We start from the raw sequence: 12,494 nt of genomic DNA on the forward strand, positions 1-12,494 counted from the left end.
TGGCACGCACACCCGCGAGCGTGCCGGGGAGGTGTAGTCATCTCGGGCGCGACGTCCGGAGCAGTCGGGGAAATGTCTGACGGGCCGCCCGCTCAAGGTGAAGGGGCGGCCCTTTCACGTTGTTGTGGCCTGGCGGCGTCGTTTGGCGAAGCGGAGGTAGAGCGGCGGTGTGACGAAGAGGTTGAGCAGGGTCGAGGTGACCAGCCCGCCGAGGACGACGACGGCCAGGGGGTGCTCGATCTCGTGTCCTGGCAGGTCTCCCATGATGACCAGCGGGAGCACCGCGAGCCCGGCGGCCAGGGCGGTCATGAGGATCGGCGAGAGCCGTTCACGGGCGCCGCGCAGGACCAGGGGCACGCCGAAGGGTTCGTTCTCGTGTTCCTCCAGATGCTGGAAGTGGTTGATCATGAGGATGCCGTTGCGGGCGGCGATGCCCATGACGGTGAAGAAGCCGACCAGGGCGCCCAGGGAGATGATGCCGTCGCCGAGGTAGGCGGCCAGGACGCCGCCGATGAGCGCGACCGGCAGGGTGGCCAGGCTGAGGATGGCCAGCCGCCAGCTGCGGAAGGACAGGTTGAGCAGGATGAGCACGACCAGCAGGGCGATTCCGGCGTAACCGAGCAGCCGGTTCTGGGCGGCCTGGCGTTCGGCGTACTCGCCGAGAACTTCGGCGTGGAAGCCGCGCGGGAAGCTCACCTCGGCGAGCGCGGCCTCGACGTCGCGGGCGACGGCGCCGAGGTCGCGGTCGCGGACGTTGGCGCCGACGTCGATACGGCGTGAGCCGCCTTCGCGTTCGATGACGTTGGGGGTGGGTTTGATCTGGACGGAGGCGACGTCGGCCAGGCGCACGGTCGTGCCGTCGGGTTTGTCGATGGGCAGGTTCTTGATCGCTTCGGGGTTGGAGCGGGAGGCGGGGACGCTCCAGACGCGCACGTCGTAGACGCGGCCCTCCCAGTAGGTGTCGCTGACCTCCTCGGTCGCCACGAGCGCGCCGGTGGCGCGGCGGACGTCGCCGGGTTTGAGCCCGTGTTCGCGGGCGGCCTGCAGGTCGACCTGGACCTCGATCTGCGGGATGTCCTTCTGGAGGGAGGCCTTGGCTTCGACGATTCCGTCGATCTTGGCGATGCGTTCCTGGATCTTGGCGGCGGTTTCGCGCAGGCCGGTCAGGTCGTCGCCGTAGATGCGCACGACGATGGTCTCGCTGGCGCCGGTCAGCACTTCCTTGATGCGTTCCTTGAGGTAGGTCTGCACGTCGCGTTGCAGGCCGGGGTAGCCGTCGACGACTTCCTGGATGGCGGCGACCGTCTTGTCGTAGTCGGCGGACGGGTCGACGCTGACCCAGTTCTCGCCGAAGTACATGCCGACCACCTCGTCGGCGTTGACGGCCTGGCCGATGTGGGCGCCGAAGTTGCGCACGCCGGGGATGGCACGCAGTTCCTTGCTGGCGGCGGTGCTGATGCGGACCATCTCGGGGTGTGAGGTGCCGGGCTGGGCCAGCCAGTGCATGAGGAAGTCGCGTTCCTTGAAGGAGGGCAGCAGCGACTGCCCGAGGAACGGCAGGACGGCCAGGCCCGCGGCCATGACGACGGCCACCGCCGAGTAGGCCCAGCGGGGTCGTCTCATCGTCGTGGCCAGGGCTCGCTGATAGCCGTTCTGCAACCACACGACCAGCGGCGACTGCCTGCGCTCGACCGCTGCCTTGCCCAGCAGCATGAGGGACATGGCCGGGGTGACGGTCAGCGCGACCAGGAGGGAGGCGCCGACGGCCAGCGCGTAGGAGATCGTCAGCGGGTTGAAGAAGGCGCCGGCCAGGCCGTCCAGGTAGAGGATGGGCACGGCGGCGGCGATGATGATCAGTGTGGCGTAGATGATGGGCGAGCGCACTTCCATGGAGGCGTCGAGGATCACCCGCGCGGTGGAGCGGCCGGTGTCGGCCGCGCGGTGCTGGCGCAGGCGGCGCATGATGTTCTCGACGTCGATGATCGCGTCGTCCACGACGACGCCCAGGGCGATGACCAGCCCGGCCAGGATCATGGTGTTGATCGTGTCGCCGCGCCACTGCAGCACCAGGACGGCGGCCATGAGCGAGATGGGGATGGTGATGAGGCTGATCACCGCGGCGCGCCATTCGAACAGGAATGCGCCGATGATCAGGACGACGAGGAGGAAGCCGAGCAGCAGCGAGAGGTTGAGGTTGTCGAGCGCGACTTCGACGAAGGTGGCCGGGCGGAAGATGGTGGTGTCGATGTCGACGCCGGGCAGGCCGGGCTGGAGCTGGGCGATGGCGGCCTCGACGCCTCGGGTCACCTCCAGGGTGTTGCCCCATGGCAGTTTCTCGACGATGAGCATGAGGCCTTCGCCGTCGTTGATGACGGCGTCGCCGATGAGCGGCTGGTGACCTTCGACGACGTCGGCCACGTCGCTGAGCGGCACCACGTCGCCCTCGTCGTTGGTGATGGGGATCTTGGTGATGTCCTGGCCGGTGGTGATCGGCAGGACGTGCCGGATGGGCAGGCGCTCCTCGGCGGTCTCCACCCAGCCACCTGTGCCGACCATGGTGCCGTTGGTGTGCTTGAGCAGCCCCGCGTCGAGCGCGTCGCCGGAGGCGGCCATCACCTGTTCCAGCGTGACGTCCTTGGCCGCCATCTTGTCCGGGTCCACCTGCACGAGCGTCATCTGCTTGCGCTGGCCCCAGATGGCCACGTTGGCGACGCCGGGCACCTTCAGCAGCCGGTTGCGGATCGTCCAGTAGGAGATCATGGACAGCCGCAGCACGGAATGCTGCTCGGAGGAGATGCCGACCTTCATGACCCGGCTGGTCGACGACAGCGGCTGCAGGATGACGGGCGGGGTCGCCCAGCTCGGGATGGTGGGGGTGATGGTGGCCAGCCGCTCCTGTACGAGCTGGCGGGCCTTGATGAGATCGGTGCCGGGCTTGAAGATCATGAGGACGGACGACAGCTGCGGCACCGACTTCGAGCGCAGCACGTCGAGACCTTCGATGCCGTTGAGCGTCTCCTCCAGCGGCACCGTGATGAGGCTCTCCACCTCCCCGGCGGTCAGCCCGATGCAGGCGGTCTGCACCTCGACCCGCGGCGGCGCGAACTCGGGGAAGACGTCCACCGCCATGTCGCGCAACTGCCCGGCGCCGAACACCATCATCCCGGCGGCCAGCGCGAGCACGATGTAGCGGAAGCGCAGGCTCCAACCGACGATCCAGCGCATCAGCCCCTACTTCCCGATACCGAGTTCGGCGCCGTACAGTTCGGCGGCGCCGGTGGACACGACCGGCGTGCCCGCCGGCGGCCCGGCCGTCAGGTAGGCGGTGCCGTCCTTCATCGATTCCACGGTGATCTGCGCCCGCTGGTAGGTGCCGGGTGCGGGGTTGACGAAGAGCCATGCCTGGCCCTTGGTGTCGTAGACGACCGCCGAGTACGGCACGGCCAGCAGCTTGCCCGACTGCAGGGCGCGGGCCACCTGGATGCCGAGCCGTTCGACGGCTTTGCCGGTCAGGGTGAGCTTGCTCAGCTCGGACCCGGCCAGTTTCTCCACGGTGGCGGGGCTGACCTTGGGGCCGGTGCTCGCCTTGTCGGTCGCGGCGCAGCCCGACAGGGCCAGCGCCGCGGTGAACAGCGCGACCGCGGCCCGTCGCGGGTCCGCGCTCATACTCCTGCTCCGACGAGTTCGCGCAGGTCGGCATCGGGGTCGGCCTCGGCTTTGCGGGGGGCCAGGCTGAGGTAGAGCGCGGGCAGCACCGCCAGCCCCCACACCACGGTGGTGACCAGTCCGCCGAGGACGCCGATGACCAGGGGGCGAGCCACCTCATGGCCCGGGACACCGCCCAGCAGGAGCAGCGGCAGGACCGCGACCGCGACGGCGATCGCCGTCGTGATGACCGGCACGAGGCTCTGTCCGGCTCCACGCACGATCTGCTCGACGGTGGTGGTTCCGCCGTTCTCGCTGGTCAGGCGGCGGAAGCTCGCGAACATCAGCAGCGCGATCCGCACCGCCAGCGCCAGGACGGCGAGCATCGCCGCCAGCACGCTCACCGACAGCGCTCCGTCGCCCAGCAGCGCCACGACGGCCGTCCCGGACAGCGCCACCGGCAGGCTCAGCACGATCAGCGCTGCCAGGCGCCAGCTCGACAGCGCCGCCTGCAGCAGCAGGACGATCGCCACCAGCGCGGCCAGCGCGGGGCCGAGCACGGCCATCCAGTCCGCTTCGCCCTGGTCGCCCCGGTCAAGTACCTCGGCGTGGTACTCCATCGGGAAGGAGATCCCGCGCACGGCGGCGCCGACGCCGTCGATGACGGCCTCGCGGTCGCCTCCCGACAGCTCGGCCACCACGTCGTAGTAACGGGCCGTGCCCTCGTGCTTGAAGACGTTCTGGTTCGGCTGGACCCGGACCTCGGCGACCTCCGACAGGCGTACCTGCTCGCCGTCCGGGGTGTCGACCTTGATCTGGCCGATACTGTCGAGGTTCTGCCGGGTGGCGGGCGCGCCGACCACGACGACCTCGAACACCTTCTGGTTCTCGAACAGGCTGCCGACCTCGATGCCCTGCATCCAGGTGGCGGCGGCGCGGCGTACGTCGCCGGGTTTGAGGCCCTTCTGCTGGGCGGTGGCGACGTTCACCTCGACCTCGACGGCCGGTTCCTTGGGCTGAAGCTCGACGCGGGGATCACGGACTCCGGCGACGCCGGCGATCGCCGTGCGTACCTTCTCCGCCTGGGCGGCCAGCTGGGTGAGGTCCTGGCCATAGACGCGCACGACCACGTCACCGCCGGCGGGCGTCAGCACGCCGCCGATGCTCTCGTCGTGGTACGTGCGCACCTGCCGGTCGAAGCCGGGATGGCGCCTGACCACGTCGCCGATCGCGGCGAGGGTCGCCTCATAGGGAGCCTCGGGCGTCAGGCCCACCCACAACATGCCGGAGTTGATGCCGACGACCTGGTCCGAGGCGACGGCGCGGCCGACGTGGGCGGCGACGCCGCGTACGCCGGGGATGGCCTTGAGCTCGCTTCTGACCTGTTCGCCCGTCTTGACCATGGCAGGTTGCGAGGTGCCCGGCGGCGCCTGCCAGCCGATGAGCAGGTCACGGTCCTGGAACGCGGGCAGCAGCGCGCCGCCGATCCTGGGCACGACGGCCAGGGCGGAGACGGCCAGGCCGAGGATGAGGATGACGCCGCCGAGGGCGTAGGCCACGCCGGGGCGCGGAACACTCCATCCGAGCACGCGCCGGTAGGCCCGGTGCGCGCGGCCCTCGCGCGGCTCCGCCGTACGCCGGAACAGCAGGCAGGCCAGCGCGGGCGTGACGGTCAGCGCCGCGAGCAGGGAGGCGGCGACGGCGATCAGGTACGACAGCACCAGCGGACCCAGGAACCGCCCGGCCAGGCCCGGCACCAGCAGCGCGGGTACGGCGGCGGCCGCGGCGACCAGCGTCGCGTAGAGCAGAGGCGAGCGTTGTTCGTGCACGGCGTCGAGAACGGACTGGCCATCGCGGCGCTGCCCGACGTGATGGACGTCGGCGACCGCGTCGTGCACGACGACGGCCAGCGCGATCACCAGCCCGGCCAGCATCACGGTGTTGAGCGGCTCGCCGCGCCACTGCAGCACCAGCAGCGCGGCCGCCAGGCTCACCGGCACGGTGACCAGCGTGACCAGCGCGGCGCGCCAGCTGAGCAGGGCCGCGCCGACGATGAGCACGAGCAGCGCGAGGCCGGCCGACAGTGACAGGGCGAGGTTGGCGCGGGCGGACTCCACGAACGTGGCCGGCCGGTAGATGCCGGAGTCGAGCTCCATGCCGGAAAGGCCGGGACGCAGCGCGGCGAGCGCCTCCTCCACCCCTCGCGTGACCTGCAGGGTGTCGGCGCCGGGGAACTTCTCCACCACGAGCATCAGGCTCTGGCCGTCACCGGCGAGGCTGTCGCCGATCAGCGGCTGGTGGTCTTCCACCACGGTACCGACGTCGCCGAGCGTGATGCCGGTGACCGGCTTGCCGTCGTCGTCGTCGCCAGGTTCGACGGGTATCTTGGCCAGGTCCTGAGCGGTCTTGATGGGCGAGATGTGCTGGATGCCGAGGCGCTGCTGCGGGGTGTCGATGAACCCGCCGGAGCCGGGCGTGGAGGCCTTGACGAAGCTCAGGGGCGAGGACCACAGCGCGTTGCCGGTGGTGGAGATGACCTGGTTGAGGCTGACGCCGTGCTTGGCCAGCCGGTCGGGGTCCACCTGCACCTGAAGCTGGCGCTCGCGCTGTCCCCAGATGGCGACGTTGGCGACGCCGGGCACGCCCATCAGCCGGGGCTTGATGTTCCATCTGGCCAGCACGGACATCTCGATGAGGGACAGTGCCTCGGCCGACAGGCCCACGATCGCCACGCGGTTGGCCGACGACAGCGGCTGCAGCATCGTCGGCGGCTTGGAGACGTTGGGCAGGATGCCCGCCTGACCCAGCCTCTCCTGGACCATCTGGCGGGCCTGGAGCAGGTCGGTGCCCGGCTCGAAGATCATCTCGACGGACGACAGCCCGGCCACGGAGTTGGAGCGGATCTCATCCAGCCACGCCACGCCGTTGAGCAGGTTCACCTCCAGCGGGACGGTGATCAGCTGCTCGACCTCGTACGCCGACAGGCCCAGTGCCTCGGTCTGCACTTCCACGTAGGCGGGAGAGAACTCGGGCAGCGCCTCTACGGAAGCCCCCCGCAATTGCCCGATGCCGACGGCCAAGAGGGCCAGTGCGGCGATGAGCACAAGGCCGCGAAATCGCATGCTGAGATTGGCTAACCAGCGCATCGTCGCCTTTTTCGCCGAAGAATTAAACGGCAGAAATGCCGTCATCTGCCGCAATTCTGGACAGCCCCGAACAGGTGTCAACCCCTCCGTTTTCCGCTGCAGACGATACGGCTGAGCCGTATCTCGCCTGCATTGCAGACCTAACTCGCGACGCTGGCGGCAAAGGCCATGGACACGCCGAATATCTGTAACAGGTTCCAGGAATGAGGAGGACTTAACGCGCCTTGAGACGTGGCCGCATCCGGACTCGGCTATCTCCGAGATTTGGCGGTTGCTGTTTCTTCATCCTCGGGAAAAGGGCACCTTGTGCACTATCCGCCGGCAATCCCCTCTTCTACGGTGGTGGGCCATGGGCGAGGCAGGGCACAGGGAAACCGGTCTGCGCCGGGAGTTCCTCGGATCGTGCGCTCTGCTCCTGTCCGGTGTCGTCCTGGGGTTCATCACGCGGACCACCGGCTGGACAAGCGGCGATCTCGCCGCCGGAGCGATGGTTCAATCGGTGCGAACAGCCTGGCTGACGAGCGTGGCGCAGGCCCTGAACGCGAGTTTCCGTATGGTCCCCGGCCTGCTGATGACGGGCATTCTGGTCGGGACGCTGTTCGTGTCCGGACGGCGACGGGCCGCCCGCCTGGTGCTGACCGTGGTCACCGCGGGCTGGATCGTCAGCCCCGTCACCAAGGCCCTGGTCGCCAGGCCCCGCCCGCCCGCGTACCTGGCGCTGGTTCAGAAGGTGGATCCGGGCAGCTTCCCCAGCGGCCACGTGTGCCTGACCCTGTCGATCGTCGTGGCCGTCGTGATGGCCTGCCGCCACGTGTGGACGGGGACCGGATACCTGGTGGTGGGGTGCGTGGTGGCGGGATGCGTGCTGGTGCTCGCGCAGATGCTCGCCCGCGTCTACCTCGGCGTGCACCATCCCACCGACACGCTCGGCTCACTGCTGCTCAGTGGCGGCGCGATCGGCCTCGCCCTGTCCGTACGCCGACCGCAGCCGTGACGCCGGGAAAACGCGGTGAGGGCACGCGGGTGTCGAGCGCGGTGCGACTGGTCGTCATCGCCTACGAGAACGGCGTGATGCCTCCAGGAAAGTTGTGTTTAGCGTAAGTGTGATGACGTGCCCAGGCGTGTAGAGAGTGTGGAGCAACTGGAGTTCGAGGAGTTCTACCGCGACAGCCGGGATGCGTGCCTGCGCGCCGTACTGGTTGGCACGGGCGACCCGCAACTGGCCGAGGACCTGGTCGCCGAGGCCTACACGCAGGCGTGGAGCGCTTGGCGCAAGGTGCGGGCGCACCCCGCCCCCCGCGCCTGGATAGTGCGCACCGCGCTCAACACCCGCGTCTCGTGGTGGCGCCGACGCCGCCGCGAGATCGCCTTGGCCGGGCACGACGCCGAAGGGCACCAGCACACGCAGGGCATGGACCCGGCACTGATGGCCGCCCTGCGAGGCCTGCCCCGGCGGCAGCGGGAGGTGGTGGCGCTCCGGGTCTTCCTGGACCTGGACACCGAGGCCACCGCCAAGACCCTCGGCATCGCTCCCGGCACCGTCACCGCGCACCTGGCGCGGGCCGTCGCCACGCTGCGCGACGACCTCGCCTCCACCGTCACTCAGGAGGGCCCATCATGAACGACGTCTTCGACACGATGCGCGAGTCGATGGAAGGCGTGCGCATGCGCACCCCCGTCGAGCGGATCGTCGCGGCCGGGCGGGCGCGCCGCCGCAGGAAGGTCACGGCGATCGCCACGGGAGCCGCCATGGCCGGTGGCCTGTCGTTGGTCGTAGCGACCGGCTTCCCTCAGATGAACGCGCCCTCGGCCAACGCGCCTGCCAGGGACGTGCACATCCAACTCGCCGCCTTCTCCGTCAACAGCAACGCCGACGGTACGGTCACCGTCAAGCTCACCAAGGAGCAAACCCTCGACCCGGCCACCCTGGAGAACGCCCTGGCCCAGGCGGGCATCCCCGCGGACATCCGGATCAACGAGTTCTGCAACTCCCCGGCCGACATCCCGGGCTTCGACCAGGTCATGTCCAGCGACAAGGAACAGGACGGGCGCGTGGTCATCACCATCGACCCGGCGGCCATGCCCGCGGACACGAAGCTCATCGCCGGGATCAGGACACCCGACTATCTGCCGGATAACCCCAGCCGGTTCGGCGCCGTCTTCGGGCTGGCCCGTACCGGGGACGAGCTCGAGTGCACCACCGACCTGCCCCGGTAGATCGGACGCGGCTGATTCGGACCCCTTTCTTGGACTGGGTGCTTCATGCCCGGCTTGAGATTCCTGATACGCAGATGGAGAAGGGCGACGCCCTGGAACGGGCGGGAGGTTGTGCGGGTCCCGGCGACTGACCGTTCGTTCCTGCGCCGAAAATGAGCAGGGTGTACTCAGGCGCTCACAGCTGGTTGGTGTGACGGTGTTCCCCTGTCAACGAAAAGGGGAGCGACATGAACGGCAGACTCTTAGGAGCCATCGTCGGGATCCTCTGCCTGCTGACGGTGAGCCTCGTCTCGGCCACTTCGGCCCAGGCCATCGCCACGCGCACGGTCACCCTCACCATCACCCACGTCGAATGCATCGACAACTGCAGGAACGAAGGGCTGGAGGCCGCGGGGGAGGGCCCGGCAGACCTCTACGCCAAGGTGTGGATCAACGGCCAGAAACAGCCGCCGGGGAGCAGCGACGACGATCCCTCGACACCGCACGAGGACGACAAGTCGCTCGTCACCCCGTTCTGGGTGCTCAGCGCGCAGGTGCCGGACACGGTGCTGAACATCCCGGTCGGCATCCAGATCTGGGACCACGACAGCACCTCGGGCGACGACCTGGGCGACATCAGCCCGCGTAACGGCGACAACAACCTCGACTTCCGGGTCGACCACCTCACCGGCAAATGGATCGACCACACCGGCCAGGAGGACAAGGTCAGCTGGCCGCAGTCCTGTTCGGTCGGCGACGGTGACGATGACGATGAGCCCCGCGTCAAGGTGTGCTTCGACGTCAGCATCGACTCCAGCAACGGCGACACCGACGGAGACTTCCTGCTCGACGGCTGGGAGCGCTGGGGCTACAACGCCGACGGCGACGCGACCATCGACGTCGATCTGCCCGCGATGGGGGCCAACTTCCGGCGTAAGGACCTCTATCTGGAGATCGACTGCCTGTTCGGCGCCAACCACGACCACTGCCCTGTGCAGGGCGCGGTGCGGGCGGTCGTGCAGTCGTTCGCCGACGCGCCGGTGGTCAACGCCGACGGCTCCTCGGGCATTCAGCTCCACGTCGACATGGGCAACTTCTACGGCCAGGCCGCCGGCGTGGCCACGAACGTGCCCAGAACCGGGGGCGGCCCTGCCGGCACCTTCGGCAACTACGGCGGTGGCGGCGACCAGATCAACGAGGCGGGCAACCAGATCATCGACTGGGACGGCGCCGCGGGCCGCGCCGGGACGGACTTCTTCACGCTGAAGAACATGAACGCCGCCCGCGACTTCGTCTTCCGTTACGCGCTGTTCGGCCACCAGACCAACTACCGCGCGGCGATCAACGACTGCACGACGGGCTGGGCCAAGGGGATTCCGGGCGTCAACTTCATGGTCACGCTCGGCGGCACCCGGGGCACCACGGGCAACCAGTGCTGGGGCGCCAACGCCAACGGGCTGTCGGTCGGCACCCAGAACGAGCAGGCCGGCACGCTCATGCACGAGTTCGGCCACACGCTGGGTCTTCACCACGGCGGCCAGGACGAGGACAACAACAAGCCCAACTACCTGAGCGTCATGAACTACACCATGCAGGACTGCCGCGTCACCGCGGTGGCCGCGGCCGGTCTGCCCGGCGGCTGCGACTTCTCGCGGATCGTGGCCGGGCCGCTGAACGAGATGCTTCCTCCCGGTCTGGACGAGTGCCAGGGCAACGGCATCCCCGCCCTCGGCTCGGTCGACTGGGACGGCGGCGGCATATCCGGCGCGACCTGCGCACCACCGCTGCCGACCGCGAACGTCTCGGCCAACATCAACGACGACACCACCAACGACCTCAACAACGACGGCGACTGGGACCCGGGCGAGCCGCCGCGCCTCAGCCGCCTCGACGGCTTCGAGGACTGGAACCGGCTCGACTACGGCTTCCGCACCAGGGAGAACTTCCGCACGGCCGGAACCCCCACCGAGAACGAGCCGGACTGGGACATCATCCAGTCGGCCCGCACCAACCTGGCCACCCTCGTCAAACCCGAGCTCAAGGTGGATCTCACCGGACCGGCCGACGCCACCCCCGGCGACACGCTGACCTACGCCACCACGCTCGCCAACCCCGGCCGCGGCCCGTCGCTGCAGACCCGGCTGGGTACCGAGGACCTGGACACGCTCGTCGTCGGCGAATCCCACACCAGGACCGCGACCGTCGAGGTGCCGTGCGACACCGCCGACGGGACCGTGCTGACCCGCGAGGCGTCGGCCGGCGGCGAGGACATGCTGGGCAACCGGGTGACCGGCGAGGACTCGCTGTCCACCACGGTCCACGCGCCGCGCCTGACCGCCGGCAAGACCGCCACGGCCACGGTGAACGCGGGTGAGGCGATCACCTACCGGATCTCCTACGAGAACACCGGCAGCGGGGACGCCTCCGGGATCGTCGTCACCGACGTACTCCCGAAGAACGTCTACTACAGCAAGGCCCTGGACACCGGCGCGGGCCCCAAGCCTTCGACGGTGGTGCGGAACCCCGACGGCACGACCACGCTCACCTGGCAGATCGGCGCCGCGGCGGGCGGATCGGGCAAGAAGACGATCGAGTACACGGCCCGGCCCAGCCTGCTGTTCCTGCCGGGCGCCGAGATCACCAACGCGGCGACCCTGACCTTCACGAACGCCAACGGCTGCACGTACGAGCCGGTGAAGGCGTCGGCCACCACCGAGATCACCGAGGTGCCCGCCACGGGGAACCCGCGCAGCCAGGGTTACTGGAAGACACATCAGCAGGAGTGGACCGGCGAGGTCCTGGCCCGGATCCAGGCGACCGACCAGCGCTTCGACACCGGAGGCGACGGCGCGCTGTCGGCTCCCGAGGTCACGGCCGTGTTCGGGCCCGGGGCTCCGCACGTGAGGATCCTGCGGATCCAGCTGCTCGGAACGTACTTCAACCTGGCCACGAGGAAGATCAACGCCTCGACCGCCATCAGCTCCGAGACGGCCGATCGGCACAACCTCCGCAACGTCCGCGACGCCGCCCTGTTCGGCATCAGCACGCTGACGCTGCCGGTGAACGGCAACACGGCCACCTACAGCGACGCGACCCGCGTCCTGGACGAGATCAACAACGACGAGAGCTGACGGTACGTCGTCTCATCTCCCTCCGTGACCGCCAGGCCATGGAGGGAGCATGGGAGTGACGTCTGCCGAGTCGGATACAGGGTGATGTGCGAGAGATTGACATGCGCCGGCCGGGCCGCCGTGAACGCGATCACCTCCGCCACGTCCTGGGCCGTCAGCACCTCGATGCTGCCGATCAGCCCGTCGAGCCACTCGTTGACCGCGGGATCGGTGACGTGCCCCTGCAACTCGGTGGCGACGACCCCCGGTTCGACGGCGGCCGGCCACGTGCTGGTGGCCTACGCCGCCGAGCCCGGCTCGGCCTCGCAGGAGGCGCTGCGGTTGCCGGCGAGCTGGGTGCCCGCCGTACCGGCCTGAGCCGGGACGGCAAGCGCGG

The 12,494-nt window shown here is 69.2% G+C and carries 8 protein-coding genes; 5 read left to right on the forward strand and 3 right to left on the reverse strand.

The window, feature by feature from the left end:
• Positions 1-114 precede the first annotated feature (114 nt).
• The 3 genes from HNR40_RS36660 to HNR40_RS36670 are packed head-to-tail and all read right to left on the reverse strand — an operon-like array spanning position 115 to position 6,767.
• On the reverse strand, positions 115-3,225 hold the full coding sequence (locus tag HNR40_RS36660) for an efflux RND transporter permease subunit (RefSeq protein WP_184969716.1): 3,111 nt from the start codon (positions 3,223-3,225) through the stop codon (positions 115-117).
• 6 nt (positions 3,226-3,231) lie between these two features.
• Complete coding sequence (locus tag HNR40_RS36665; protein ID WP_184969718.1) at positions 3,232-3,666, reverse strand: hypothetical protein; 435 nt, start codon at positions 3,664-3,666, stop codon at positions 3,232-3,234.
• Entirely contained in the window at positions 3,663-6,767 is a 3,105-nt protein-coding gene (locus HNR40_RS36670; RefSeq protein ID WP_184969720.1) for an efflux RND transporter permease subunit, read from the reverse strand. Before HNR40_RS36670 ends, HNR40_RS36665 begins: the two co-directional genes overlap by 4 nt.
• A 373-nt stretch (positions 6,768-7,140) precedes the next feature.
• Here HNR40_RS36670 and HNR40_RS36675 point away from each other — a divergent pair, with 373 nt between their 5' ends.
• The 5 genes from HNR40_RS36675 to HNR40_RS36695 all read left to right on the forward strand — a co-directional run bounded on the left by HNR40_RS36675 (position 7,141) and on the right by HNR40_RS36695 (position 12,475).
• A complete protein-coding gene (locus HNR40_RS36675; RefSeq protein WP_184969722.1) occupies positions 7,141-7,785 on the forward strand; it encodes a phosphatase PAP2 family protein in 645 nt (214 codons plus the stop codon).
• A gap of 117 nt (positions 7,786-7,902) precedes the next feature.
• Positions 7,903-8,412, forward strand: coding sequence for a sigma-70 family RNA polymerase sigma factor (locus tag HNR40_RS36680; RefSeq protein WP_184969724.1), 510 nt, complete (start codon positions 7,903-7,905; stop codon positions 8,410-8,412).
• A complete protein-coding gene (locus HNR40_RS36685; protein ID WP_184969726.1) occupies positions 8,409-9,008 on the forward strand; it encodes a hypothetical protein in 600 nt (199 codons plus the stop codon). The genes HNR40_RS36680 and HNR40_RS36685 overlap by 4 nt, the downstream gene beginning before the upstream one ends.
• 227 nt (positions 9,009-9,235) lie before the next feature.
• Positions 9,236-12,118, forward strand: coding sequence for a DUF11 domain-containing protein (locus HNR40_RS36690; protein ID WP_184969728.1), 2,883 nt, complete (start codon positions 9,236-9,238; stop codon positions 12,116-12,118).
• Between the two features lie 120 nt (positions 12,119-12,238).
• Complete coding sequence (locus tag HNR40_RS36695; protein ID WP_184969730.1) at positions 12,239-12,475, forward strand: hypothetical protein; 237 nt, start codon at positions 12,239-12,241, stop codon at positions 12,473-12,475.
• Positions 12,476-12,494 lie beyond the last annotated feature (19 nt).

The organism is Nonomuraea endophytica, from assembly GCF_014203235.1.
GTDB classification, from domain to species: domain Bacteria; phylum Actinomycetota; class Actinomycetes; order Streptosporangiales; family Streptosporangiaceae; genus Nonomuraea; species Nonomuraea endophytica.